The organism is Pseudomonas sp. P4_B3 (assembly GCF_056402295.1).
In genome coordinates this window covers 252,772-276,972 of record NZ_JBFUHR010000010.1, presented here as the reverse complement: position 1 = coordinate 276,972, position 24,201 = coordinate 252,772, and the positions used below count along the sequence as shown (strand labels likewise).

25 protein-coding genes and 1 pseudogene are annotated in these 24,201 nt (G+C 60.9%); 19 read left to right on the top strand and 7 right to left on the bottom strand.

Going from position 1 to position 24,201, the window contains the following annotated elements:
• Window positions 1–229 precede the first annotated feature (229 nt).
• On the bottom strand, window positions 230–940 hold the full coding sequence (locus AC1DWG_RS14290; protein ID WP_477763714.1) for a GntR family transcriptional regulator: 711 nt from the start codon (window positions 938–940) through the stop codon (window positions 230–232).
• Window positions 941–1,135: 195 nt separating this feature from the next.
• Between AC1DWG_RS14290 and lapG the strand changes: the two genes are divergently transcribed.
• Together lapG and lapD are read left to right on the top strand one after the other, a co-directional pair.
• Window positions 1,136–1,828, top strand: a complete 693-nt coding sequence (lapG, locus tag AC1DWG_RS14285; RefSeq protein WP_477755373.1) for a cysteine protease LapG — start codon at window positions 1,136–1,138, stop codon at window positions 1,826–1,828.
• 14 nt (window positions 1,829–1,842) lie between these two features.
• Window positions 1,843–3,789 carry a cyclic di-GMP receptor LapD gene (gene lapD, locus AC1DWG_RS14280; protein WP_477787929.1) on the top strand — a complete coding sequence of 649 codons (1,947 nt, stop codon included), beginning with the start codon at window positions 1,843–1,845 and terminating at the stop codon, window positions 3,787–3,789.
• Window positions 3,790–3,845: 56 nt separating this feature from the next.
• Here the strand turns inward: lapD and AC1DWG_RS14275 are convergent, their stop codons facing one another.
• Window positions 3,846–4,184: a tryptophan synthase subunit beta gene (locus AC1DWG_RS14275; protein WP_477763716.1), complete on the bottom strand. Its 339-nt coding sequence runs from the start codon at window positions 4,182–4,184 to the stop codon at window positions 3,846–3,848.
• Complete coding sequence (locus AC1DWG_RS14270) at window positions 4,087–4,383, bottom strand: hypothetical protein (protein ID WP_477763717.1); 297 nt, start codon at window positions 4,381–4,383, stop codon at window positions 4,087–4,089. Before AC1DWG_RS14270 ends, AC1DWG_RS14275 begins: the two co-directional genes overlap by 98 nt.
• On the opposite strand from AC1DWG_RS14270, the pseudogene AC1DWG_RS14265 reads away from it, so the two are divergent.
• The 10 genes and pseudogenes from AC1DWG_RS14265 to AC1DWG_RS14220 form a co-directional block, all read left to right on the top strand.
• A pseudogene (locus AC1DWG_RS14265) lies at window positions 4,339–4,698 on the top strand (HlyD family type I secretion periplasmic adaptor subunit); the annotation flags it as partial. The gene AC1DWG_RS14270 and the pseudogene AC1DWG_RS14265 overlap by 45 nt on opposite strands.
• 506 nt (window positions 4,699–5,204) lie before the next feature.
• Entirely contained in the window at window positions 5,205–6,092 is an 888-nt protein-coding gene (locus AC1DWG_RS14260; RefSeq protein ID WP_477763718.1) for a TauD/TfdA dioxygenase family protein, read from the top strand.
• A gap of 18 nt (window positions 6,093–6,110) precedes the next feature.
• On the top strand, window positions 6,111–7,136 hold the full coding sequence (locus AC1DWG_RS14255) for an ABC transporter substrate-binding protein (RefSeq protein ID WP_477787928.1): 1,026 nt from the start codon (window positions 6,111–6,113) through the stop codon (window positions 7,134–7,136).
• Between the two features lie 5 nt (window positions 7,137–7,141).
• Entirely contained in the window at window positions 7,142–8,002 is an 861-nt protein-coding gene (locus AC1DWG_RS14250; RefSeq protein WP_477763719.1) for an ABC transporter ATP-binding protein, read from the top strand.
• A 21-nt stretch (window positions 8,003–8,023) separates the two neighbouring features.
• On the top strand, window positions 8,024–8,890 hold the full coding sequence (locus AC1DWG_RS14245; RefSeq protein WP_477763720.1) for an ABC transporter permease: 867 nt from the start codon (window positions 8,024–8,026) through the stop codon (window positions 8,888–8,890).
• 52 nt (window positions 8,891–8,942) lie between these two features.
• A complete protein-coding gene (locus tag AC1DWG_RS14240; protein ID WP_477787927.1) occupies window positions 8,943–9,863 on the top strand; it encodes a LysR family transcriptional regulator in 921 nt (306 codons plus the stop codon).
• 225 nt (window positions 9,864–10,088) lie between these two features.
• A complete protein-coding gene (locus tag AC1DWG_RS14235) occupies window positions 10,089–11,621 on the top strand; it encodes an MFS transporter (protein WP_477787926.1) in 1,533 nt (510 codons plus the stop codon).
• A 26-nt stretch (window positions 11,622–11,647) separates the two neighbouring features.
• Window positions 11,648–12,718 (top strand): HlyD family secretion protein, encoded by a 1,071-nt coding sequence (locus AC1DWG_RS14230; RefSeq protein ID WP_477787925.1) that lies wholly within the window; start codon window positions 11,648–11,650, stop codon window positions 12,716–12,718.
• Complete coding sequence (locus tag AC1DWG_RS14225) at window positions 12,715–14,292, top strand: efflux transporter outer membrane subunit (RefSeq protein ID WP_477787924.1); 1,578 nt, start codon at window positions 12,715–12,717, stop codon at window positions 14,290–14,292. Before AC1DWG_RS14230 ends, AC1DWG_RS14225 begins: the two co-directional genes overlap by 4 nt.
• A gap of 117 nt (window positions 14,293–14,409) precedes the next feature.
• Window positions 14,410–15,993: a glycosyltransferase family 39 protein gene (locus AC1DWG_RS14220; RefSeq protein ID WP_477759882.1), complete on the top strand. Its 1,584-nt coding sequence runs from the start codon at window positions 14,410–14,412 to the stop codon at window positions 15,991–15,993.
• An 18-nt stretch (window positions 15,994–16,011) separates the two neighbouring features.
• Here AC1DWG_RS14220 and AC1DWG_RS14215 read toward each other — a convergent pair whose 3' ends face one another.
• Window positions 16,012–16,770 carry a slipin family protein gene (locus AC1DWG_RS14215; protein WP_477759881.1) on the bottom strand — a complete coding sequence of 253 codons (759 nt, stop codon included), beginning with the start codon at window positions 16,768–16,770 and terminating at the stop codon, window positions 16,012–16,014.
• A gap of 2 nt (window positions 16,771–16,772) precedes the next feature.
• Window positions 16,773–17,306 carry an NfeD family protein gene (locus tag AC1DWG_RS14210; RefSeq protein WP_477755334.1) on the bottom strand — a complete coding sequence of 178 codons (534 nt, stop codon included), beginning with the start codon at window positions 17,304–17,306 and terminating at the stop codon, window positions 16,773–16,775.
• A gap of 199 nt (window positions 17,307–17,505) precedes the next feature.
• Here AC1DWG_RS14210 and AC1DWG_RS14205 point away from each other — a divergent pair, with 199 nt between their 5' ends.
• Together AC1DWG_RS14205 and AC1DWG_RS14200 are read left to right on the top strand one after the other, a co-directional pair.
• Entirely contained in the window at window positions 17,506–17,967 is a 462-nt protein-coding gene (locus AC1DWG_RS14205; RefSeq protein WP_046040686.1) for an aminoacyl-tRNA deacylase, read from the top strand.
• 131 nt (window positions 17,968–18,098) lie between these two features.
• On the top strand, window positions 18,099–18,344 hold the full coding sequence (locus tag AC1DWG_RS14200; RefSeq protein ID WP_150716084.1) for a DUF2789 domain-containing protein: 246 nt from the start codon (window positions 18,099–18,101) through the stop codon (window positions 18,342–18,344).
• Window positions 18,345–18,348: 4 nt separating this feature from the next.
• On the opposite strand, the gene AC1DWG_RS14195 is transcribed toward AC1DWG_RS14200, so the two are convergent.
• The gene (locus tag AC1DWG_RS14195; RefSeq protein ID WP_477763725.1) at window positions 18,349–18,630 is read right to left on the bottom strand and encodes a type II toxin-antitoxin system RelE/ParE family toxin; all 282 of its coding nucleotides are present in this window, start codon (window positions 18,628–18,630) and stop codon (window positions 18,349–18,351) included.
• Entirely contained in the window at window positions 18,627–18,905 is a 279-nt protein-coding gene (locus tag AC1DWG_RS14190; RefSeq protein WP_477787923.1) for an antitoxin of toxin-antitoxin stability system, read from the bottom strand. The genes AC1DWG_RS14195 and AC1DWG_RS14190 overlap by 4 nt, the downstream gene beginning before the upstream one ends.
• Window positions 18,906–19,104: 199 nt before the next feature.
• Here AC1DWG_RS14190 and AC1DWG_RS14185 point away from each other — a divergent pair, with 199 nt between their 5' ends.
• From AC1DWG_RS14185 to AC1DWG_RS14165, 5 genes are read left to right on the top strand one after another with little or no spacing between them, the layout of a single operon-like run.
• Window positions 19,105–19,533, top strand: a complete 429-nt coding sequence (locus tag AC1DWG_RS14185; protein WP_095945024.1) for a MarR family winged helix-turn-helix transcriptional regulator — start codon at window positions 19,105–19,107, stop codon at window positions 19,531–19,533.
• Entirely contained in the window at window positions 19,530–21,602 is a 2,073-nt protein-coding gene (locus AC1DWG_RS14180; protein WP_477763727.1) for an FUSC family protein, read from the top strand. Before AC1DWG_RS14185 ends, AC1DWG_RS14180 begins: the two co-directional genes overlap by 4 nt.
• Complete coding sequence (locus tag AC1DWG_RS14175; RefSeq protein ID WP_046040693.1) at window positions 21,599–21,808, top strand: DUF1656 domain-containing protein; 210 nt, start codon at window positions 21,599–21,601, stop codon at window positions 21,806–21,808. The genes AC1DWG_RS14180 and AC1DWG_RS14175 overlap by 4 nt, the downstream gene beginning before the upstream one ends.
• Window positions 21,805–22,692 carry an efflux RND transporter periplasmic adaptor subunit gene (locus tag AC1DWG_RS14170; RefSeq protein ID WP_008002380.1) on the top strand — a complete coding sequence of 296 codons (888 nt, stop codon included), beginning with the start codon at window positions 21,805–21,807 and terminating at the stop codon, window positions 22,690–22,692. The genes AC1DWG_RS14175 and AC1DWG_RS14170 overlap by 4 nt, the downstream gene beginning before the upstream one ends.
• Window positions 22,689–24,137 (top strand): efflux transporter outer membrane subunit, encoded by a 1,449-nt coding sequence (locus tag AC1DWG_RS14165; protein ID WP_477763728.1) that lies wholly within the window; start codon window positions 22,689–22,691, stop codon window positions 24,135–24,137. Before AC1DWG_RS14170 ends, AC1DWG_RS14165 begins: the two co-directional genes overlap by 4 nt.
• The last annotated feature ends 64 nt before the right edge of the window (window positions 24,138–24,201 follow it).

The following is a 24,201-nucleotide window of genomic DNA, read 5'->3' as shown; positions in this document are numbered from 1 at the left end:
CCAGAGTGGGCGCAAATCAAGGCGGCCGCCATTACTGAGGCATCACGCAATCGTTGCGATGGTCAGGTTTGAAGGTGGCAAGGCATTGGGTTGCGGTATGGCGTCGCGAGGGTGGTGTGGTATGAGCACAGGGGGGGTTGTAATCAAATTATTCGCATGCACATTCGGAGGAATGTGCGGCAAGCGAGGCGAACCTTTCGGTGTGCCTCCCCGGGCTTGCCACTGCAGGTTACTTCGACGTGTTTTTGGTCTGTACTTCAGGGCTGTTGAGGTAGCGCGTAATGACCTCGACCCCTCGGTTCAGGTGATGTTCGAGCAGTTTCATCGAGCGTTCGACGTCCCGGTCTTCGGCGGCCCGCAACAGTGCCCGGTGGTCGTCCTGGGACAATTTGCCCAGGCCCATGGCTTCCAGGTTGAAACGCAGGAACCGCTCTTCTTCGATCAGGCCGTCTTCGACCAGTTTCAACAGCCGGCGATTGGGCGCCCGGCTGTAAAGCGCCATGTGGAACAGGCGATTGAGCCGTCCGATTTCGGTGTAGTCGTTTTGCGTTTCGAGTTCGTCGATGTAACGGGCAGCCTGTTCGAGATCTCTGTCCTGGAGCAGTGGCACCGAGAGACGCAGGGCTTCGGATTCCAGCAGGATGCGCAGCGCGTAGGTTTCCACGGCGTCGCCCTGGACCAGCGGCGCGACCACGGCGCCCTTGTGGGCAATCACGTTGAGCAACGATTGAGCTTCGAGCTGGCGCAAGGCTTCGCGTACGGGCATGCGGCTGACGCCGAACAGGTCGGCGAGGTCTTGCTGGCGCAGGGCCGCACCGCAAGGAATGCGCCCGTCGAGTATGGCTGCGCGCAGGGTTTCTTCGATCACCGAGCGTGCCATATGAGCGGGAATCGGCCCGTTGACCTTGATACTGCTGAGAGGGTTGGGCTTTTGTGTCACTAAACGCACCCTGATTGATGGAATTTTTTGGATCCAAGCGACACTAGTAATTGACTGACGGCTTGTCAAACAAGTTCACGAGTGCCTTTCTTGCAGTTTAGCGCGCCGCCAGTGATTGCAATGTGCCATTGTCTTTTTCCGGTCTAACCTGCACCATTCAAATGACTCCCTCCTGCCTATCCAGGATGCCTCGCATTGGCGGCAAGTTTAACGATCCCGCGGATTTTACGCTGGCTGTGCAGCGCATTGCTGCTGGCTGGCGTGATGCTGGGCAGCTTGAGCGCCGATTGGGACTTTTCCCTGATCAGCCGGCGGGCGCAGGCATTGTACGGACCTTTGGGAGAAGGTCAGCAGCGCATTAATGATTGGCAACACTTGTTGGCCAGCCAGAAGCAGATCGGCGAGTTGGAACAACTCAATGTGGTCAATCGCTTCTTCAATAAACAACTGCGATACGTCGAAGACATCGACCTGTGGCACGAAGTCGATTACTGGGAAACCCCGATCGAAGCCCTTTGGAAAGGCGCCGGAGACTGTGAAGACTACGCGATTGCCAAGTACTTTAGCCTGCGTCACCTCGGTGTAGCCAGTGAAAAGCTGCGCATTACCTATGTCAAGGCACTGACCCGGAATCGCGCGCACATGGTGCTGACCTACTACTCAAGTCCGGAAGCAGAGCCCCTGGTGCTCGACAGCCTGATTGATGCAATCAAGCCGGCCAGCCAGCGAAAGGATTTGCTGCCGGTCTACTCTTTCAATGCGGAAGGGGTGTGGCTGCCGGACGCCAAGGGCAATAAAAAGGTCGGCGATACCAAACGCCTTTCGCGTTGGCAGGATCTGCTGAAAAAGATGCAGGCCGAAGGATTCCCGGTCGAGACGACCAACTAGGAGCACACGCTCAGATGTCTTTGTTCAAACAGCTGTTGATTGCTATCTGTCTGTTCCTGGTGGTCGCCTTCACCGGCAGTTTCATGGTCAGTCTGGAGAGCTCGCGCACACAGTACGTCAACCAGTTGCGCTCCCATGCCCAGGACGCCGCGACGGCGCTGGCACTTTCCCTGACACCGAATATCGACGACCCGGCGATGGTCGAGTTGCTGGTCAGCTCGATTTTCGACAGCGGTTACTACGCGAGCATCCGCGTGGTCGATCTCAAGACCGACCAGACCCTGGTTGAGCGCACGGGTATCCCGGCGGTGAACAACGTTCCGGACTGGTTCGTCAAACTGATCGGCCTGGAACCCGCCGGTGGTGACGCGATCGTCAGCCGCGGCTGGGAGCAGGCTGCCCGGGTCGAGGTGGTCAGCCACCCGATGTTCGCGCTGGCCAAGTTGTGGCAAAGCGCTTTGGGCAGCCTGGGCTGGTTGCTGCTATGTGGCGCGGTCAGTGCGGTACTCGGCGCGCTGTTGCTGCGTCAGCAATTGAGGCCACTGGATTACATGGTCCAACAATCCCACGCCATCGCCCGGCGGGAATTCCTCAGCCTGCCGGAACTGCCGCGCACCCCCGAACTTCGCCGGGTCGTGCAGGCCATGAACCAGATGGTCGAGAAGCTCAAGGCGCTGTTCCAGGAGCAGGCCGAGCGCAGTGAAAAACTACGGGTCGAGTCCTATCAGGACTCATTGACCGGGTTGGCGAACCGGCGTTATTTCGAGATGCAACTGAATGCGCGGGTGAGCAACCCGGAGCAGGCCAGTTCGGGTTACCTGCTGCTGTTGCGGGTCAAGGATCTGGCCGGTCTCAACCAGCGCCTCGGCGGCCAGCGCACCGATGAAGTGCTCAAGGCCGTCGGTGAGCAACTGTCTCGCGAGTGCGCCAAATATCCGGAAACCCAGAACCTGGTGACCCGTATCCGCGGTGGCGAATTTGCCGTGCTTGCGCCGGGGCTGGTACGTGAAGAGGCGCTGCAACTGGCACAGAACCTCGATAGTGCCTTGGCCAGTCTGCACGCTACCGGCGCCACCGATGTGGCTGCCGTGGCGTCTATCGGCCTGGCGCCTTTTGCTCACCGCGACTCGCCGCAAGCCGTGCTCAGCCTCGGCGATCAGGCGCTGGCGCAGGCCGAAGGTCAGGGCGAGCAGAACTGGGCCTGTATCGAACACAGCCTCTCGGCCAGTGTCGGCGACGATCACCACGCCTGGCATCGCATGCTCGACCAGGCGCTGACTCAGCAACGTTTCGAGCTGTATTTCCAACCGGTAGTGGCCGCCCAGGACACGCAACTGGTACTGCATTACAAAGTACTGTCGCGACTGCTCGACGAACACGGCCAGACCATCCCCGCCGGGCATTTTCTGCCATGGCTGGAGCGCTTCGGCTGGACTGCGCGTCTGGATCGGCTGATGCTCGAACGGGTGTTGGAGCAAATGAGCGAGCATGAGGAGTCTCTGGCGCTGAATCTGTCGTCGGCGACCCTGGGCGACCCGCAGGCGCAAAACAAAATCTTCGAGATACTGCGTGCGCATTCCAACCTGGGCCCGCGCCTGACCCTGGAGATTGGCGAAGAGCAACTGCCTGACCAGGCGGTGCTCGAGCAGTTGACCCGGCGCCTGCGCGAACTCGGCTTCTCCCTGAGCCTGCAACGTTTTGGTGGCCGCTTCAGCATGATCGGCAACCTGGCACGGCTGGGGCTGGCGTACCTGAAGATCGATGGCAGCTACATTCGGTCGATTGATCTGGAGAGCGACAAACGCCTGTTCATCGAGGCGATCCAGCGAGCGGCGCACAGCATTGATTTGCCGCTGATTGCCGAGCGGGTCGAGACTGAAGGCGAGTTGTCGGTGATTCGCGAGATGGGGCTGTACGGTGTGCAGGGCCAGTTGTTCGGCGAGCCCAGGCCCTGGAAGTAACTCTTTAGAGCTGGGTTGCCCGCGATGAGGTTGGAACAGTCACTGAAGATCAATGATCAGATCAACCCGGTCTCTTCATCATCGATCAATTGGCTCAAGCCACCCAAGGCTTCACGGGCCAGGTTACGGTCCATGAGCTTGGCCTGGGCCGCCGTTGGCAGGTCGGTGACGCGGATCACGCCTTTCTGGGTCAGCACCTGAATCAAGTCATCGAGTACCCGGATCATTTCCAGGTCACTTTGCTTGAGCTGCTTGAGGCTGTTCTCCACAGCCGCGTTGGCAAACCAGGTCTGGATTTCATGATGGTCGGCCGGCAGCGTTTCCGTGGCCTCGGCGTAGGCGGCGGGTTCCACGCGTACCAACAGACCCTGCGCATCGCGTTGCACGTAAAACATTGAGCACCCCTCGGATTTGAGCCAGCGTCATGCTGTCAGCAGCATAGGTCAACTGCACGCCAGTATGTGGCCCGGTGACGAAATCGTCACCGGGCAGTGGATGCAAACGTGACGGCCACCCCATCAGCGTGTCGTTGCCAGTGCCGCCGAGCAGGATGTCATTGCCCGCACCTCCAAGCAGGCGCAGTATCGCCAGCAATTGGGCTTCCAGCGTCAGGAAATCAGCATGTCCGAGCCGTTGGTGGCCCAGGGCGCGGTATCGCCGGTGGAAGTCCTGCGGCTAAGGCGTGCCGAAGCGGAGACCCATGGTCGGCTCGACGCCACCACCCTGGCGATTCCGCGAGCCGAATCGGCAATCAAGGAAATGCAGCGCAAGGTCGATGAAACCCGTGGCAAATTCCGTAGCGAAGCCCTGACCCAACTCAACGAAGCACGCACCGAGCTGAACAAGGCCCAGGCCACCGGCAAGGCCTTGGAAGACCGGGTCAGCCGGACGCTGGTCACTTCGCCGGTCTGGAAACCGTACTACCAGAGCTATCTGACCAGAGGCCTAAAAGGCACTCAAGCCTTGGTTATCCTGGCACGCAAGCTGGCCAGAGTGATGTTCGCGCTGATGAAAAACCAAAGTGAATACAGGCCAGATTCTATGCTTGGGGTTCCCCCCAAACATAGAATCTCCCACATTGGATTTTTGCTGGAGCACAATCTTGTGCCCAACGGAGAACCCCTGTGGTAGCGAGCTTGCTCCGGGCGGCGTTCCGACGATGGTGTCAGTGGAAACACTCAATCCACATCAATAAGTGACATAAAACGTCACTCATCATCCCCGACCATTCCTGATCAATCGCCATATCGTTATTCATTAACGGTATTTAAATTTCAATTCTTATATCTATAAAGTCAATCTCCTGCGTACCTGCCGATCAATCGGCGCGCCGCACGACACGAACCAACACGGGATCTCCGTGAGTTTCTGATCGACGCGCGCGCCTTTGAGCGTGCCGTGCGTGGGAGTGATTTATGTCTGCAGCTTCAGCTTCGCCAAGCATCGCGCCACAGTTCTTTGAAATCCGCCCGTTCAGCGGTGCGGTGGGGGCCGAAATCATCGGCCTCGACCTGTCCCGTCCGATCAATGATCAGGACTTCGCACGCATTCACCGCGCGCATCTGGACCATCATGTGGTGGTGTTCCGCGACCAGCGCATCACCCCCGAACAGCACATCGACTTCAGCCATCGTTTTGGTGTGTTGCAGATTCACGTGCTCAAGCAGTTCCTGCTGGCAGGGCATCCGGAAATCCTCATCGTTTCCAACATCGTCGAGAACGGCCAGAACATCGGCTTGGGCGACGCCGGCAAGTTCTGGCATTCAGATCTCTCCTACAAAGAACTGCCGAGCCTTGGCTCGATGCTGCATGCCCAAGAGCTGCCAGCGGAGGGCGGCGACACGCTGTTCGCCGATATGCACAAAGCCTGGGACAGCCTGCCCGACGCGCTGCGCAAAGCGGTGGAAGGTCGATCGGCGGCACATTCCTACACGGCGCGTTACAGCGAGACCAAATTCGAAGGCAACTGGCGCCCGACCCTGACCCCGGAGCAACTCGCCCAGGTCGCCGAAGTGGTGCATCCGGTGGTGCGCACCCACCCGGAAAACGGTCGCAAGGCGTTGTTCGTCAGCGAAGGGTTCACCACCCGTATTGTTGGTCTGCCGGAGGACGAGAGCCAGCAACTGCTGACCGAGCTATATGCCCACAGCGTGCTGCCGCAAAACATCTATCGCCATCAATGGCAAGCCCATGACCTGGTGTTCTGGGACAACCGTTCGCTGATCCACCTCGCTGCTGGATGCCCCAGCCATCTGCGCCGCAAGCTGTATCGCACCACCATCCAGGGCGACACGCCTTTCTGATTTGTCGGAGATTTGATCATGTCCAAACGTATTCCATTCGCGCCGCTGGCCGCAGCCATCGGCCTGGGTTTCAGCCTGATCGCCGGCAGCCTGGTGGCGCCGACCGTGGCCCACGCCGAAGGTGAAATCCGCATCGCCGAACAGTTCGGCATCGTCTACCTGCTGCTCAATGTGGTGCGCGATCAGAACCTGATCGAGAAATACGGCAAGCAGGAAGGTATCGACATCAAGGTCGACTGGACCCAGCTCTCCGGCGGTGCAGCGGTCAACGATGCGTTGCTGTCGGGCTCGATCGACATTGCCGGCGCAGGCGTCGGCCCGCTGCTGACCATCTGGGACCGCACCCATGGCAAGCAGAACGTCAAGGCCGTGGCTTCCCTGGGCAACTTTCCGTACTACCTGGTGAGCAATAACCCCAAGGTTAAAACCATCGCTGACTTCACCGAGAAGGACCGCATCGCGGTGCCGGCGGTGGGCGTGTCGGTGCAGTCGCGCTTCCTGCAATACGCGGCGGCCAAACAGTGGGGTGACAAGGACTTCAATCGCCTCGACAAGTACACCATCGCCGTTCCACATCCTGATGCCACGGCTGCGCTGGTGGCCGGCGGCACCGAGCTGAGCGGGCACTTTTCCAACCCGCCATTCCAGGATCAGGAACTGGCCAATCCCAATGTGCACGTGGTGCTGAACACCTATGACTTGCTCGGTCCGAACTCGCCGACGGTGCTGTTCGCCACCGAGAAATTCCGCGACGAGAACCCGAAAACCTACAAGGCATTCATTGATGCGCTGACCGAAGCGGCCGCGTTCGCCCAGAACGACAAAGGCGCGGCGGCGGACACTTACATCCGCGTTACCAAGGCCAAAATCGACCGCGCCGCATTGCTGAAAATCATCGACAACCCGCAGTTCGAATTCAGCGTCACGCCGAAAAACACTTACCCGTTGGCCGAGTTCCTCTACCGCGTCGGCGCGATCAAAAACAAACCGGATTCATGGAAGGACTACTTCTTCCAGGACGCCAAGCCGCTGCAAGGGAGCTGACCGAAATGAACGCCCCTTTGCAAGGCCACACGGTCAGCAAACCGATCGCGGCAGCCCAGGCGCTGCTGTCGGTCGATAACGTCAGCCTCGAATACCGCACGCCGCAGCGTGTGGTGCGGGCGACCCATCAAGTCAGTTTCGAGATCGATCCGGCGGACCGCTTTGTCCTGCTTGGGCCGTCCGGCTGTGGCAAGTCTACGTTGCTCAAGGCCGCCGCCGGCTTAATCCAGCCCGTGGAAGGCGAGATCCGTCTGCAAGGTCAGCGCGTCGATGCGCCGGGACCGGACCGGATCGTGGTGTTCCAGGAGTTCGATCAACTGCCGCCGTGGAAAACCGTGAAACAGAACGTGATGTTCCCGCTGCTGGCCTCGAAAACCCTCAAGCGCAAAGAGGCCGAAGAGCGGGCGCTGCACTATCTGGAGAAGGTCGGTCTGGCGGCGTTTGCCGATGCTTATCCGCATACCCTGTCGGGCGGGATGAAGGCGCGGGTTGCTATTGCCCGGGCACTGGCGATGCAGCCGAAAATCCTCCTCATGGACGAACCCTTCGCCGCCCTCGATGCGCTGACCCGACGCAAGATGCAGGAAGAGTTGCTGCTGCTCTGGGAGGAAGTGCGTTTCACGCTGCTGTTCGTCACGCACTCTATCGAAGAGGCGCTGGTGGTGGGTAACCGCATTCTGTTGCTGTCACCCCATCCGGGCCGGGTGAGGGCGGAAGTCCACAGCCACCAATACGATTTGCACAGCCTTGGCGGTGTGGCGTTTCAGGAGTCGGCGCGACGTATTCACCGGCTATTGTTCGACGAAGGTCAATCACCGCAAGCCGAGCAGGAACTGGATTTCGCCGACATCCGCATCGCTTATTGAGCCAGTTGAGAGGAGGGCCCGATGAGCCATTTATCATCCCCGCGTGAAGAGTTTGAAACGGTTTTGCAGCCACTGACCAGCGTGCCGCTGGAGCGGGAGCTACCCCTAGGCCAAAGACTGTGGCAGCAAGGTTGGCTGCGCAAAAGCCTGATCCTGATTCTTCTCGCGGTACTGTGGGAAGCCATTGCTCGCTATCAGAACAACGACCTGCTGTTGCCGAGTTTTGTACAGACCGCTCACGCACTGTATGACGGCCTGCTCAGCGGTGAATTGCTGGGCAAGGTGTGGATATCACTGGTGGTGTTGCTCAAGGGGTACCTGATCGGCATCGTCCTGGCGTTTGCCCTGACGACGTTGGCGGTGTCGACACAATTCGGTCGAGATCTGCTCAGTACCCTGACCTCGATGTTCAACCCCTTGCCAGCCATCGCCCTGCTGCCGCTGGCGCTGCTGTGGTTTGGATTGGGCCAGAACAGCCTGATTTTCGTGCTGGTGCATTCGGTGCTCTGGGCACTGGCGCTGAACACTTACGCTGGCTTCCTCGGTGTCTCGGAAACCCTGCACATGGCCGGGCGCAACTACGGCCTCAAGGGCATTCGCTTTGTGCTGTTCATTCTGATTCCGGCGGCGCTGCCGTCGATTCTCGCCGGGCTGAAAATCGGCTGGGCGTTTGCCTGGCGTACGTTGATTGCTGCTGAGTTGGTGTTTGGGGCTACCAGTGGCAAAGGTGGGTTGGGGTGGTACATCTTTCAGAATCGCAATGAGCTGTATACCGACAAGGTGTTTGCCGGGTTGGCGGTAGTGATTCTGATTGGGTTGCTGGTGGAAAATCTGGTGTTTGATTCGTTGGAGCGGGTGACGGTGAAACGGTGGGGGATGGTTCGGTGATGTTTGCTAGCATTGCGTCTGAATCAACCCTGATCAGACACGAGTGCTCGCAATGCAATTGCCAGACATGAACCTGTTGTTCGCCCTTGACGCCTTGCTCGACGAGGGCAGTGTGGTGGGCGCGGCGCGGCGGATGAACCTGAGCCCGGCGGCCATGAGCCGGACGTTGACACGTATCCGCGAAGCCCTTGGCGATCCGATTCTGGTGCGCGCCGGCCGGGGCCTGGTGCCGACCCCCAAGGCGCTGGCGTTGCGTGAGCAGGTGCGCAGTGTGGTGGAGCAGGCCGGGTTGCTGTTTCGTTCGGCCGATACGGTGGAACTGAGCTCGCTGCGGCGGCGGTTCAGTATTCGCGCCAACGATTTTTTTGTCGGCGTCTACGGCGGCAAGCTGTTCGACACCCTTGACCGGCAGGCACCGCACTGCGAATTACGTTTCGTCCCGGAAGGCGATGGCGATGATGAGGCGTTGCGCGAAGGGCGGATCGATCTGAGCGTCAGCAACACCCGGCCGTTGACCCCAGAAGTGAAGATTCAGAACCTGTTTTCCACCCACTTCGTTGGCCTGGTGCGTGAGGATCATCCGCTGCTGGACGAAGAGATCACGGCAGAGCGCTATGCCGGTTATTCCCATATCAGCATGTCCCGGCGCGGCATTGCCCGAGGTCCGATCGATACCGCACTCAATGCCCTGGGGCTGGAGCGGCGGGTGGCGGTGATCGCGCCCAGCTTTCATGCGGCAATGTTTGCCTTGCCCGATTCCGACCTGATTCTGCCGGTGCCCAAGGAAGCCTTGCTGAGTGTGCGGCGGCTGGGGTTGAAGCTACGGTCGTTCGACCTGCCGATTCCTTTGCCGACCCTGATGTTGACCCAGGCCTGGCACCCGCGTTTCGACAAGGACCCGGCACATCGCTGGTTGCGCGAAACGCTGAAAACCTGCTGCGATGAAACGTGGCTAGCCGCACAATCGGACTGAGGTGAACGCAAAACCCTGTGGGAGCGAGCTTGCTCGCGATAGCGGCAGGTCAGCCAATAAAGATGTTGAGGCTGCCGGCCTCATCGCGAGCAAGCTCGCTCCTACAGGGGGCAGGGGGTTGTATCGTTGCGTGTGGCGCACTTATAACCTGTCAATAAGTTGATTTTCGTCAGGCATCACGCGTCCTAGAATGCTTCGGTCTTTCCACGACGGAGCTTGCAGTACATGACTTCCCTTACGGTCACGGCACCTGTTGCTGCGGCCAGCCCGGCAGCCGCTCCACCCGTCTTCGGCCCGCGGATCATCATCGGCCTGGTGGGCGTGCTGCTGGCGGTGCTGGTGTCGGGCCTGAACGAGATGGTGACCAAAGTCGCCCTGGCTGACATCCGTGGTGCGTTGGCCATCGGCTACGACGAAGGCACCTGGCTGGTCGCCTGTTACACCGCGACTTCGGTGGCGGCCATGGCGTTCGCACCGTGGTGTGCGGTGACGTTCTCGTTGCGGCGTTTCACCCTGTGCGCCATCAGCCTGTTCACCCTGCTGGGCGTGTTGTGTCCCTTCGCCCCGAATTACGAAAGCCTGTTGTTGCTGCGCACCTTGCAAGGCCTGGCGGGCGGCGCATTGCCGCCGATGCTGATGACCGTGGCCCTGCGGTTTTTGCCGGCCAATGTGAAGTTGTATGGCCTGGCCGGTTATGCCCTGACGGCGACGTTCGGCCCGGGCCTGGGCACGCCATTGGCCGGGTTGTGGACCGAGTATGTCGGCTGGCAATGGACCTTCTGGCAAATCATCGCGCCGTGCCTGATTGCCATGGCCGCGGTGGCGTATGGCTTGCCCCGGGACCCGCTGCGTCTGGAACGCTTCAAGTCCTTCAACTGGCGTGGTGTGTTGCTGGGCTTTCCCGCCATCTGCATGCTGGTGATCGGCATTCTGCAGGGCAATCGCCTGGACTGGTTCGAGTCGAACCTGATCTGCGGATTGCTCGGTGGCGGGCTGTTGCTGCTGGTGCTGTTTTTGAGCAGCGAGTGGTCGCAGCCGATGCCGTTTTTCAAGATGCAGATGCTCGGCATCCGTAACCTGTCTTTCGCCCTGCTGACCCTGGCGGGTGTGCTGGTGGTGTTGCAGGCGGTGATCATTATTCCGTCCAGCTACCTGGCGCAGGTCCAGGGTTATCGTCCGGTGCAGACCGCGCCGATCATGCTGCTGGCGGCGCTGCCGCAATTGATTGCGCTGCCGTTGGTGGCGGCGCTGTGCAACTTTCGCTGGGTCGATTGCCGCTGGGTGTTGGGCATCGGCCTGAGCATGCTGGCGCTGTCGTGCGTCGGCGGCTCGCAACTGACCTCCGCGTGGATTCGCGACGATTTCTATGTGCTGCAATGGTTGCAGATTTTCGGTCAGCCCATGGCGGTGTTGCCGCTGCTGATGCTGTCCACCGGCAGCATCAACCCGATGGAGGGGCCGTTCGCATCGGCCTGGTTCAACACCGTCAAAGGCCTGTCGGCGGTCATCGCCACCGGGGTGATCGAAGCACTGACCACGGCACGTTTGCATTTTCATTCGACCATGCTGGTCGACCGCCTCGGCAACTCGCCGCTGGCCGAGCGCGACAGCGCAAGCCTCGCTCATCGTCTGCATGAGCAAGCGGTGGTGCTCACTTCCTCTGATCTTTACCTGTGCATGGCCGGTATCGCCGTGACCTTGATCCTGCTGATTTTCTGGCTGCCGACGCGGATCTATCCGCCGCGCGCACCGACCTGAATGCTCCACTGATACAGAAGGTTTTTATGAACACTCAAGCAAAGCAGAAAGTCGCGGTTGCCGTGGCCGCCGCAGTGGCCGTCGGCGTATTGCTGTACCTGGCGATGCCCGGCCTGTTCGGCAAGCGCACCCAACAGAACACCAACGATGCTTATGTCTCGGCGGATTTCACCCTGGTCGTGCCGCGGGTCGCCGGGTTTATCAAGCAAGTGCTGGTCGAGGACAACCAGCAGGTCAAGGCCGGGCAGTTGCTGGCACTTATCGATGACCGGGATTTGCGCGCAGCCACCCAGGCCGCCGATGCCGAAACGCTGGTGGCCATGGCGCAACTGCAAAACGCCCGGGCGACCCTGGAGCGCCAGGCGTCGGTGATTGCCCAGGCGCAATCCTCGGTGGTCTCGGCCAAGGCGGAAATGGCGTTTGCCGAACATGAGTTGAACCGTTACAACCACCTCGCCGGAGTGGGCGCCGGCACAGTGCAAAATGCGCAGCAGGCGCAAACGCGCATCGACCAGGCCTCCGCGCGGCTGGCCAACGCCACTGCAGTACTGGCGGCGGAACGCAAGCAGGTGGAGATCCTCACGGCCCAGCGCGATGCCGCCGAAGGCGGTCTGAAACGGGCGCAAGCGAAGCTGGAAATGGCCAGCTATGAGTTGTCCTATACGAGGATTGTCGCGCCACAGGACGGTATGGTCGGCGAACGCGCGGTGCGGGTCGGCGCCTACGTCACTCCGGGCAGCAAAATCCTCGCAGTGGTGCCGCTGGCGCAGGCTTATGTGATGGCCAATTTCCAGGAAACCCAGCTGACGGATGTGCAGCCGGGGCAGGCTGTACAAGTGCGCGTTGACAGTCTGGGCGGTGCGGCACTCAAAGGTCGTGTCGAAAGCATTGCGCCGGCTACCGGGGTGACGTTCGCCGCGGTCAAACCGGACAACGCCACCGGCAACTTCACCAAAGTGGTGCAGCGGATTCCGGTGAAGATCGTGCTTGAGCCGGGGCAGTCGCTGGCCGAGCGCTTGCGGGTGGGGATGTCGGTGGAGGCGAGTATTGATACCGGCAGCCATGCGGCGTCTGCGCGTGAGGTGACTCAGCGATGAAAACCTGTGTTGACGGTGCGGACGCCATCGCGAGCAAGCTCGCTCCCACAAGGGTTATGTGCGATGTACAAGATTTTCGCATCACAGAAAGTCCATTGTGGGAGCGAGCTTGCTCGCGAAGGGGCCAACTGTCGCAACTTACCTTGAGTGCCTTGCTCGTTATGAGCCTCAGTGCCTGCACCGTCGGCCCCGATTTCCATAAGCCCGACACCACGCAAATCGCCGAATGGTCGAAACCATCAAAGGCAGCCGCCAGCCAGGCCGTCGCCGAAACAATGGCCGAGCGCTGGTGGGAGGTGTTCCACGACCCGAAACTCTCGGCCCTGAGCCAGCGCGCCCTGACCGACAACCTCGACCTGAAACTGGCCGGCAGCCGCTTGCAGCAAAGTCGTGCCGTGCGTCAGATCATCACCGCCGAGCGCTACCCCAACACGGCTGCCAGCGGCCGTTACGGACGCAACCGTAACAGTAGTGAAGGCCTGAACGACCCGTCAGGACACAACGGTCAGTCCGCCTTCAACCTGTGGGATGCCGGCTTTTCCGCCTCCTGGGAGCTGGATTTCTGGGGTCGTGTGCGTCGGGAAACCGAAGCGGCCGACGCCAACCTGAAAGTCGCCGAGAACGACCGGCGCGGTGTGCTGCTGTCGGTGCTGGCCGAAACCGCCCAGGACTACATTCAACTGCGCGGTGTGCAGAACACCCGGCTCGTCACCGAACAGAATCTCGACGTTGCCCGCCATAGCCTGAAGCTCTCGCAGTTGCGCCTGGCCGACGGCGTCGCGACGGACCTGGATGTCGCCGAAGCCGCCGCACAAGTGGCGGCCATCGAATCGCGCCTGCCCGCACTGGAGCAGCGCCAGTGGCAACTGATCAACGCCTTGAGTCTGTTGATGGGCGAACCGCCCCAGGCATTGGCGGCGGAGTTATCCACAGACGCACCGGTGCCACAAACGCCGCGCCAGGTCGCCATCGGCTTGCCCTCGCAACTGGCTGCACGTCGGCCGGACATTCGCCAGGCCGAAGCACGGCTGTATGCCGCCACGGCCAGCATTGGCGTGGCCAAGGGCGATTTCTATCCGCGAATCACCCTGTCGGGGAACATCGGTTCCCAGGCCATGCAACTGAGCGATTTCGGCTCCTGGGGTTCGCGTTCGTTCGGCATCGGCCCGCAATTCACTTTGCCGTTGTTCGACGGCGGCCGCTTGCGTGGCGTGCTCGAGTTGCGTGAAGCACAGCAGCAGGAAGCCGCTATCGCCTATCAGCAAACCGTGTTGCGCGCCTGGCATGAAATCGATGACCAATTGACCGCCTACAACGCCAGCCAGTTGCGCCGCGACAGCCTGGCCGAAGCCGTGCGCCAGAACCGCATTGCGCTGGACACCGCGCAACAGCAGTACGTCGAGGGCGTGGTGGATTTCGTCACCGTACTCACCGTGCAAGGGGCGTTGCTGGCGACGCAGGAGCAGTGGGTCGAGAGTTCGACCGGCGTGTCGCTGGCGGCCGTCGGGTTGTACAAGGCGTTGGGAGGGGGGTGGGAGTCGGTGTATCCGTTGGTTGAGACGGCGCAGCGCTGACGGTGCAGCCGCCGGCTATCGCTTCATTATCGGGTCAGCATCGACGTTGCTCGGCTTGAAGGGCTAAAGTGATGCACAAACAATCTGGCTCTTCACTCAACGTCGCAAGGGGAGGCAATGGAGGCGCGCAGAGAAACGCCGATGGGCGACACTCAGGGACCGCACGCCAATCCTGGTTTCGCCAGGGGCGCGCAACCGTTGATCCGCTGGGCGCGAGAGCATTGGCTGGTGCCGATTCTGGTATTGGCCGCGCTGGTGCGCTTTTACGATCTGACCGCTGCCGCGATTTGGGGCGACGAGGGTTCCAGCCTGCTGCTGGCCCGTTACTCATTACCTGATATCTGGGTGCACGCCGCCTACGACGTGCACCCGCCGCTGTATTTCATACTGCTGCACGGCTGGATCGCGATGTTTGGCGACGGCATATTGTCGATCCGCTGCCTCAGTGTCCTGCCGGGGATTGCCTCGGTCGGGCTCGGTGTGTGGCTGGTCGATCGGCTCGCCACCCGCCGTGCCGCGATCTTCGCCGGCCTCCTGCTGGCCCTGCTGCCCACGGCGGTGCGCTACAGCCAGGAAGTGCGAATGTATTCGCTGCTGGGACTGTGGTTGCTGGGGGCAACCATTGCGCTGGTGTACTGGATCCGCAAGCCACAGCGTCGGCGCTATCTGGTGATCTATGTCGTGCTGATGAGCGCGGCGTTTTACACCCATTACTTCACGGCCCTGTGCGTGCTCTGCCATTGGTTGTACCTGGGGATCATCCGCGTGCAGCCGGGGCATCGTCTGCGGCACATCCAGCGGGGTGACTGGTGGCTGGCCAATGTGGCTATCGTGGCGCTGTATCTGCCGTGGCTGCCGGGGTTTGTCGACCTGCTACGGCACCTGGACCAACTGAAGGCCAATGGCGATGTTGGCTGGGAACTGCCCGTCAGCCTGGATTCCTTACCGTCGATGGTCTGGTCGTTGCTGACCCAGGACGACGGAGAAACCCTGCCTCCCCTGGTGTTTATTGCCTTGCCGGTGACCTTGCCGGTGTTGGCGTGGGTGGCGCTGGCACGTGATCGCAGTGTGTTCCGTGGCAGCGCGTTGCTCGCGATCTACACCTTTGTCCCGATGCTGCTGGTGTTTGCGGTGTCGTTTTTTTCGCCGATATTCATCGAGCGCTACCTCACCGCGTATGCCCTTGGCCTGCCGCTGTTGGCAGCATTGGCAATCGACCGCTTGTACTCCGGTTCCCGGGTGCTGGCCCTGACGGTGCTGGTCCTGTTTGTCGGTGTTGAACTGGTGGGCCTGAAAAACAACGCGACGGTGGACGTCCATGATCAGGTCAACGTCCTGGTGGAAGACGTCAATCTGCATTTTCAGCCGGGGGACCGGATCGTTACCAGTGACATGCTCTGGTACTTGAGTTACGTCTACTACAACCGCACCAGTACCCAGCCCCTGCTCTACACCCCGCCACGGGCCGATGGCACTTCGAGCCGGCCGAACGACTATGGTTTCGGTACCTTGACGATGCCAGACGTGTATCTGGACCACTTGAGCGACCTGCCAAAGGGCACGGGACGAACCTGGCTGATCAGTACCGCCGACGTACCTGACGAGTTCGCACCGTTGCCGGCGCAATGGCAGATCGCTCGTCAGATGAAGGCTGGTGGTGTTGCCGCGAGGTTGTACCTGTCCGGCAATACCGGACAATGAGTGGCGTCATCGCAACCTTCAAGGTTTCGACGACAAGTCCGCCATGCCCTTGAGCAACTCGATTGGCAGCGGAAAGACGATGGTCGAACTCTTGTCGCCGGCAATCGAACTCAGGGTCTGCATGTAGCGCAGCTGCATGGCCCCCGGTTGGCGGCCAAGCATTTCGGCGGCCTGCATGAGTTTTTCCGAGGCCTGCAATTCGCCTTCGGCGTGGATCACCTTGGCTCGCCGTTCCCGTTCGGCCTCGGCCTGCTTGGCAATGGCGCGGATCATCGATTCGTTGAGGTCCACATGTTTGATCTCGACGTTGGCAACCTTGATGCCCCAGGCGTCGGTCTGGGCGTCGAGCACTTGCTGGATGTCCAGGTTCAACCGTTCGCGTTCGGCCAGCAGTTCGTCCAGTTCGTGTTTACCCAGCACCGCCCGCAACGTGGTTTGCGCCAATTGGCTGGTGGCCATTAGAAAGTCTTCGACCTGGATGATGGCCTTTTGCGGATCGAGCACACGGAAATACAGCACCGCGTTGACCTTGACCGACACGTTGTCGCGGGTGATCACGTCTTGCGGCGGAACGTCCAGCACCACGGTGCGCAAATCGACCCTGACCATTTGCTGGACCACCGGAATCAGCAGGATCAGGCCGGGTCCCTTGACCTGCCAGAAGCGCCCGAGCTGGAACACTACGCCGCGCTCGTACTCGCGCAGGATTCGAAACGTCGCCCCCGCCAGTGCGATGAGCAATAGCAGTAGCGCGACAAGACCCAATTGCAAACCCATGACTATTCTCCGCCCGACGCCGCGTCAGCCGCGGCCACTTGCAGCAGCAAACCCTTGCGCCCCACCACCCGTACCCGTTGTCCGGGTTGCAGTGGCGTCGCGCTGAGCACTTGCCATCGTTCTCCTTGCAGATGAACCCAGCCGCCATAGGCGTTGCCGAGCTGCACTGACGTGACCGGCGTTTCGCTGCCGACCAGCCCGGCATCACCGCTGACGGTGTGGCGCGGTCGGGTCTTCAGGGCGTGAAACACCAGGTAGATCAGCAACAGCGCGCTGACCAGTCCCAGGCCGATCATTAGCGGCTCGGGCACATCGGTATTGGTCAGGATCACCGCGCCGATCACGAACATCACGATGCCGCCCAGGCCGATCACACCGTAATTGGGCAAGGCAGCCTCGGCGATCAGAAACGCGAGGCCGAAGGTGATCAGCCAGATCCCGATGGGGTTGGGCACCAGCAACACAACCGTGTCGGCGGCGCAGGCCGATCCGCTCAACGCCAACAGCAACGCAACTGCACACCAACGCGTGTTCACTTGACCCTCCGGGAGAGTCGTGGAGTGGCTCTGCATACAGTTTAGTTGAGCCTTGGCCGGTATGAATTTTGCTCAACTGCCGTCGACATCCGATGGGCGGATTTCCCGCCGGATCGCGCGGACGGGCCTAGACTTTTACTACGCAAGCAAAACTTTAACCATCGTCCGCCGGCGGTCATGGCGGACACCGAGGTGCATCATGCGTATGGCAAGAACCGTGCAGCGAAGCCTGGAAAAGGCTCAATGCGAGTATGACATCGTCAGCCACCCACACTCGGCCAGCAGCCTCGAAACGGCACGGGTCGCAGGTATTCCTGCCGAACGGGTGGCCAAATCGGTGATCCTCGACGATCACCATGGGCATTACCTGATGGCCGTGCTGCCCGCCAGCCGTCACCTGGACCTGAGTAAAGTCCGCAGCAGCGGTGAGTGGCAGGTTTCCCGCGAAAGCAACCTGGCGCACCTGTTCGATGATTGCGAACGCGGTGCCGTACCGGCGCTGGGTGAGTCCTATGGGTTGGAGGTGGTGATCGATCCGATGCTGACCCGGCAGAAAGACATCTATCTGGAGGCCGGCAACCACGTCAATCTGGTGCGCATGGACATGCCCGAGTTTCTGAAAATGGTGCCGCATGCCGAGGTGCGGGAGTTGAGTCATTGAGTTTTGTTTCGTCAATGCTGCCGTCTTCGCGGGCAAGCCCGCTCCCACAGGGACTGCGATTAACCTGTGGGAGCGGGCTTGCCCGCGAATGACCGCGTAGCGGTCCCTAAATTGGTCATCAGGAGTTCGTCATGGAAAACCCGACCCACAACCTTCCATCCCTGTTCAAGCAACTTGGCCTGCCGGACGATGCCGAAAGCATTGATAAATTCATCGCCACCCATTCACCGCTCAAACCGGAGCTGCACCTTGCGGATGCATTTTTCTGGAACCCCAGTCAGGCGGAGCTTCTGCGTGAGGAGATACTCGATGACGCGGACTGGGCCGAAGTGGTGGATCAGCTGGATGTGCTGTTGAGGAAGGGGCGGGGGGTGTGAATCGTCATCGTCCGGGCGGCCACTGTCGGGAGGTATGGACCAAGGCGAGTATCCAGATGGCGTCCAGTCCCTGTTCATAAACAATGCGGTAACTCTGATGTGGGATCAGCTCGCGAGTGCCTGAAATGATCCCGGCAGGGCCGCTTTCCGGGTATTGGGCAAGCCGGGATAGCGCATCGCTGAACCGGTAGTCCATGTCGATGGCTGCTTTTGGGTTAACGGCATGCAGGTAATCCCAAATGTCTGCACGGTCCTGTGCTGCTTCTTTCGTCCATATTATTTTCATTCCTGTCGCTCGGCCCGCCTGCGCCTGGCAGCGAACTCTGCCTCGATTTCATCATTTGTCAGCCCGTCGCCGGCGCGCATCGAAGCGCGTGCGGTGTCGACCTTGCGCTGCAGGAATGCTTCGTACTCGCGAGACTCCCGTTGGGTTTGAACAAACTGACGCATCATTTCCCGGACGATTTGCGAGGCGGGGCGATGAGCGGCTTCTGCCTCTGCCATGAACTGTTCACGCAATTCAGACTCAAGTTTCATTGTAAAAACGGCTTGTTTCGACATGGCTGCCTTCTCGGTTGTCTTACTGACAAAGTATATACATCTTCAGTACGGTGGCTGGTTCACCCCCTATGGCTTCGCGACGGATGGAAGCGAATTTGTTTCAAAACTTGACGGAAAATCCCCTCCAATGCAATATTGATAGTTAGCAAACTAACAGTGTGTGTTTTCCCTCGTGCCGAATAACCTCGACGTTCTCCAGATGAACATCAGCAGCGCCATGGTGGTGGCCGCCAGGCATTGGCGCAAAATCTGCCAGACCACGCTGGCCAACTATGGAATCTCCGAAGCCTGCGCCGTTCCGCTGCTGATGATCGGGCGTCTGGGCGAGGGTGTGCGCCAGGTGACGGTGGCCCAGGCAGCAGGGATGGAGAGCCCGTCGCTGGTACGCTTGCTCGATCAGTTGTGTCATGGCGGCTACGTTTGCCGCACCGAAGATGCACAGGATCGCCGCGCCAAATGCCTGAGCCTGACCGAAACCGGTCGGGAGCTGGTGCAGGCGGTCGAAGTGGAACTGGTGCGCTTGCGCCACGAAGTACTCGAAGGCATTGCCCCGAGTGATCTGGAAGCTACGCTGCGGGTACTGAGAGCTTTTGAAGCGGCCACGCCGCCATCGGTGGCCAACTCTTGAACGGATTTTTCTCTGGCATGCCCACGGCGCGGGACTGGTTCTACGGAGTCCGCACTTTCGCCGCATCGATGATCGCGCTGTACATCGCCCTGCTCATGCAAATGCCGCGTCCGTACTGGGCGATGGCCACGGTGTACATCGTTTCCAGTCCGTTTCTCGGCCCTACCAGTTCCAAGGCGTTGTACCGGGCGGTTGGCACCTTTATCGGCGCTGCGGCGGCGGTTCTGTTTGTGCCAATGTTCGTGCAGAGCCCCTACGTGCTGGTGGTGGTGATTGCGCTGTGGACCGGGACGCTGCTGTTTCTGTCCCTGCATTTGCGCACGGCCAACAACTACGCGTTGATGCTCGCCGGTTACACCTTGCCGTTGATCGCCCTGCCGGTGGTGAATAACCCGCTGGGGGTGTGGGACGTGGCCGAAGCGCGGACCGAAGAAATCTTACTCGGCATCGCTGTGGCGGCGGTGGTCGGTGCGATGTTCTGGCCCCGGCGCCTGGCGCCGGTGTTCAATGATTCGGTGAGCAAATGGTTTGCCGATGCCTCGACCTACAGCCTGCGCTTCCTCAGCCGCAACGTGCAGCCTGAAGAGGTCAGCGCGTTGCGGGCATCGATGGTCGCCACGTTCAACTCCCTGGAGTTGATGATCGGTCAGTTGCCCCACGAAGGCTCGCGTCCGCAGACAGTGCGCAATACCAAGGAATTGCGCGGACGGATGATTCACCTGTTGCCAGTGATCGATGCCCTCGACGACGCGCTTTACGCCCTGGAACGGCGCACCCCCGAGCTTGTGGACAAGTTCGCGCCATTGCTGACGGCCACCACCGAATGGCTCGAACACAAGGATGCCGATCTCGTCCGCTGGCAAGCCCTTAAGTATCAACTTGAGGCCCTGCAACCGGCTCCCGAAGCGCTGGATGACCGCAAGCAACTGCTGTTCTCCAACGCCATTTACCGTCTCGGCGAGTGGATCGATTTGTGGCAAGACTGCCGCAGCCTGCAATACGCCATTCAGTGCGAAAGCCAGGACAGCTGGCGCGCGATGTATCGGCACTGGCGGCTGGGACGGCTATCCCCTTTTCTGGATCGCGGCCTGATGTTCTATTCCGCTGCTTCCACCGTCACCGCGATAATCGTCGCTTCGGTGTTGTGGATTCTGCTCGGCTGGACCGATGGCGGCAGCGCCGTGATCCTGGCGGCGGTGGCGTGCAGCTTCTTTGCCTCGATGGACGACCCGGCGCCGCAGATTTACCGGTTCTTTTTCTGGACGGCGATGTCGGTGGTGTTCGCCAGCCTTTATCTGTTTCTGGTGCTGCCCAACCTGCATGACTTTCCGATGCTGGTGCTGGCGTTTGCCGTGCCTTTCATTTGCGTCGGCACCCTGACGGTCAAGCCGCAGTTTTACCTGGGCATGCTGCTGACCCTGGTCAACACCTCGTCCTTCATCAGCATTCAGGGCGCTTACGACGCGGACTTCCTCAGTTTCGCCAACTCCAATCTGGCCGGCCCCATGGGTTTGCTGTTCGCATTCATCTGGACCCTGATCGCCCGGCCGTTCGGTGCCGAACTGGCAGCCAAGCGCCTGACCCGTTTCAGCTGGCGTGACATCGTCAGCCTCTCCGAGCCGGCGACGTTGTCCGAGCATCGGCTTCTGGGCATACGGATGCTCGATCGGCTGATGCAGCATCTGCCGCGCCTGGCCATGACCGGCCAGGACTCCGGCGTGGCGCTGCGGGAAGTGCGGGTGGCGCTGAATCTGTTGGACCTGCTCGCGTATACGCCGCGGGTCCTCGGTGTGCCGCAGGTGCTGCTGCGCCAGGTGGTGGCCGAGGTTGGCGAGTACTTCAAGGCCTGTCTCAAGGCCGGTGAGCGCTTGCAGGCACCGAGCCCGTTGCTGATGACCCTCGACCGCACGCGTCGTGCCCTCAGCGGTGCCGGCGATGATGAAACCCGTCGGCATTTGCTGCACGCCCTGAGCGGCCTGCGCCTGGCATTGTTGCCCGGCGTCGAATTCGTTGGTGCCGCCGAGCCCGAAGAACCGCTTCCCCATGGCATTGATGGAGCACCTTTATGATCGGTGACCTGGATATGAGCGGGGTGTTCCTGCCCACGCTGCTGGTGCTGATGGGCATTACGTATGTGTTGTACCTGTTGGTGCACGGGGTGCTGACGCGCCTGCACTTTTACCGTCTGGTCTGGCACCGGGCATTGTTCAACGTGGCCCTCTACGCCCTGCTGCTTGGCGCCGTGGACTCACTCAGTCGATACCTGATGACATGAAAAAACCGTTTCTAACCCTGGGTCGCGTGGTGTTGACCCTGCTGATCGTGAGCTTCGCCGTTGTCGTGGTCTGGCGCATGGTGATGTATTACATGTTCGCGCCCTGGACCCGCGACGGGCACATCCGTGCCGACATCGTGCAAATAGCGCCGGACGTGTCCGGGCTGATCCAGCAAGTGGAGGTGCGCGACAACCAGTTGGTCAAGCGCGGCCAGGTGCTGTTCAGCATCGATCCTGACCGCTTCAAGCTGGCCCTGCGCCAGGCGAAAGCAGCAGTCGCCGACCGCGAAGAAACCCTGGCCCAGGCCCAGCGCGAGGCCAAGCGGAACAAGGGTCTTGGCAACCTGGTGCCGGGTGAGCAACTGGAAGAAAGCCAATCGAAAGTGGCCCGCGCCCAAGTGGCGTTGATGGAAGCCCAGGTGGCGGTGGACAGTGCGCAGCTCAACCTCGACCGCTCGGTGATCCGCAGCCCGGTGGACGGTTACGTCAACGACCGCGCGCCGCGGGCCCAGGAGTTCGTCAGTGCCGGGCGACCAGTGTTGTCAGTAGTCGACAGCAACTCGTTCCACATCGATGGTTATTTCGAAGAAACCAAACTGAACGGCATCCATATCGGTCAGAGCGTCGACATCCGGGTGATTGGCGACAATGCGCGCCTGCGCGGGCATGTGGAGAGCATCGTTGCCGGTATCGAAGACCGCGACCGCACCAGCGGCAACAACCTGTTGCCCAACGTCAACCCGGCATTCAGCTGGGTGCGGCTGGCCCAGCGGATTCCGGTGCGCATCGCCTTCGATGACGTGCCGGAAGACTTCCGCATGATCGCCGGGCGCACCGCCACGGTATCGATCATCGACGACCAACAACGGGAGCCGGCGCAATGAGCAAGGCCTCGGGTTTGGCGGTCGCCGGATTAGGTTTGCTGCTGTCGGCGTGTCAGATGGTCGGGCCGGATTATCATTTGCCCGAAGAGGCGGCGGTCCATCGTCCAGACTTCCAGGGCGATCTGGCGGTCGACGGCAAAACGGTGGTTTCCGCACCGGTGCCGGCCGATTGGTGGCGCCTGTATAAGGACCCGCGACTCGACCAGCTGGTGCAGCAGGCCATGGCCTCCAACACCGATTTGCGCGTGGCGGCGGCCAGTCTGTCGCGGTCTCGCGCTCAGGTCGATGAGGCGCAAGCGGCGGGCGGCTGGAGCGGCGGCGTGCAGATGGGGGCCCAGCGCTTGCAGGAGTCCGGCCAGGCGTTCCTGCTGCCGGAAAAAGTGCCAGTGGCCAACATCGGTGATATCGGCATCAGCGCGTCGTACCAGTTCGACTTGTTCGGCACTTTGCAACGTGGCATCGAAGCGGCCAAGGCCAATGCCGATGCGACGCAGGCCGCCGCCGATACTGCACGCATCACCGTGGTGGCCGATGTAGTTCGCGCCTACACACAAGTGTGTGCGGCCAATGAAGAGCGGGAAATCGCCCAGCATTCCCTCGATCTGCAAGCCCAGAGCACCACGCTGATCCAGCGCCTGCGCGATGCCGGACGTGGCGATGAAACCCAGGTCACCCGCTCGCAAACCCAATTCAAATCCCTGCGCGCCGACATGCCGCGTTATGAGGCCGCGCGTCAGGCCGGGCTGTACCGCTTGTCGATGTTGCTGGCCAAACCGGTGGATCAACTGCCGGCCGGCACCGCCACCTGCGACGAGCTGCCGAAAATCGCGCAATTGATCCCGGTCGGCGATGGCGCAGCATTGCTCAAGCGTCGTCCCGATGTGCGGCAGGCCGAACGTCGGCTGGCGGCCGCGACGGCCGGTATCGGCGTCGCCACTGGCGAGCTGTACCCGAACATCAGCATCGGTGCGACCATCGGTACCGTCGGTATCCTGGACGATCTCGGCGACCCGTCTACCAACCGCTGGGGCTTCGGCCCGTCGCTGACCTGGAAGGTGCCGACCAACGGCGCCCGGGCGCGCATCCGCGAGGCCGAGGCGGTGACCCAGGCGACGCTGGCGCATTTCGATGGGGTGGTGCTCAACGCCATTCGTGAAACCCAGACCGGCCTCGCCCAATACACCGCGTTATTGCAACGTCGCGATGCCTTGGCGGACGCCGAGCAATCGGCGAAACTGGCGGCCGACCAGACCCACCGCTTCTTCCAGGCCGGACGCGCCTCGTTCCTGGCCGACCTGCAAGCCACCCGCACCTACATCGACGTCACGGCGCAATTGGCTGCTGCCAACACCCAGGTTGCCGCCAGTCAGATCGATTTGTTCCTCGCCTTGGGCGGCGGTTGGGAAAGCGGACGAACGCAAGCGTCGAACTCCGGCAAACCCTGAGGCCGTTGCTATGCTTTGAAGTGTTGGACGGGCGCCCGTGCAAAGCGCCCTTTCTTCGCACAAG

Coding starts and splice junctions, on each gene's coding strand:
- lapD (WP_477787929.1), top strand. CDS start 1,843: ATGTCTTTGTTCAAACAGCTGTTGATTGCTATCTGTCTGTTCCTGGTG.
- AC1DWG_RS14275 (WP_477763716.1), bottom strand. CDS start 4,184: ATGTTTTACGTGCAACGCGATGCGCAGGGTCTGTTGGTACGCGTGGAA.
- AC1DWG_RS14260 (WP_477763718.1), top strand. CDS start 5,205: ATGTCTGCAGCTTCAGCTTCGCCAAGCATCGCGCCACAGTTCTTTGAA.
- AC1DWG_RS14255 (WP_477787928.1), top strand. CDS start 6,111: ATGTCCAAACGTATTCCATTCGCGCCGCTGGCCGCAGCCATCGGCCTG.
- AC1DWG_RS14250 (WP_477763719.1), top strand. CDS start 7,142: ATGAACGCCCCTTTGCAAGGCCACACGGTCAGCAAACCGATCGCGGCA.
- AC1DWG_RS14245 (WP_477763720.1), top strand. CDS start 8,024: ATGAGCCATTTATCATCCCCGCGTGAAGAGTTTGAAACGGTTTTGCAG.
- AC1DWG_RS14240 (WP_477787927.1), top strand. CDS start 8,943: ATGCAATTGCCAGACATGAACCTGTTGTTCGCCCTTGACGCCTTGCTC.
- AC1DWG_RS14235 (WP_477787926.1), top strand. CDS start 10,089: ATGACTTCCCTTACGGTCACGGCACCTGTTGCTGCGGCCAGCCCGGCA.
- AC1DWG_RS14230 (WP_477787925.1), top strand. CDS start 11,648: ATGAACACTCAAGCAAAGCAGAAAGTCGCGGTTGCCGTGGCCGCCGCA.
- AC1DWG_RS14225 (WP_477787924.1), top strand. CDS start 12,715: ATGAAAACCTGTGTTGACGGTGCGGACGCCATCGCGAGCAAGCTCGCT.
- AC1DWG_RS14220 (WP_477759882.1), top strand. CDS start 14,410: ATGGAGGCGCGCAGAGAAACGCCGATGGGCGACACTCAGGGACCGCAC.
- AC1DWG_RS14215 (WP_477759881.1), bottom strand. CDS start 16,770: ATGGGTTTGCAATTGGGTCTTGTCGCGCTACTGCTATTGCTCATCGCA.
- AC1DWG_RS14205 (WP_046040686.1), top strand. CDS start 17,506: ATGCGTATGGCAAGAACCGTGCAGCGAAGCCTGGAAAAGGCTCAATGC.
- AC1DWG_RS14200 (WP_150716084.1), top strand. CDS start 18,099: ATGGAAAACCCGACCCACAACCTTCCATCCCTGTTCAAGCAACTTGGC.
- AC1DWG_RS14195 (WP_477763725.1), bottom strand. CDS start 18,630: ATGAAAATAATATGGACGAAAGAAGCAGCACAGGACCGTGCAGACATT.
- AC1DWG_RS14190 (WP_477787923.1), bottom strand. CDS start 18,905: ATGTCGAAACAAGCCGTTTTTACAATGAAACTTGAGTCTGAATTGCGT.
- AC1DWG_RS14185 (WP_095945024.1), top strand. CDS start 19,105: ATGAACATCAGCAGCGCCATGGTGGTGGCCGCCAGGCATTGGCGCAAA.
- AC1DWG_RS14175 (WP_046040693.1), top strand. CDS start 21,599: ATGATCGGTGACCTGGATATGAGCGGGGTGTTCCTGCCCACGCTGCTG.
- AC1DWG_RS14170 (WP_008002380.1), top strand. CDS start 21,805: ATGAAAAAACCGTTTCTAACCCTGGGTCGCGTGGTGTTGACCCTGCTG.
- AC1DWG_RS14165 (WP_477763728.1), top strand. CDS start 22,689: ATGAGCAAGGCCTCGGGTTTGGCGGTCGCCGGATTAGGTTTGCTGCTG.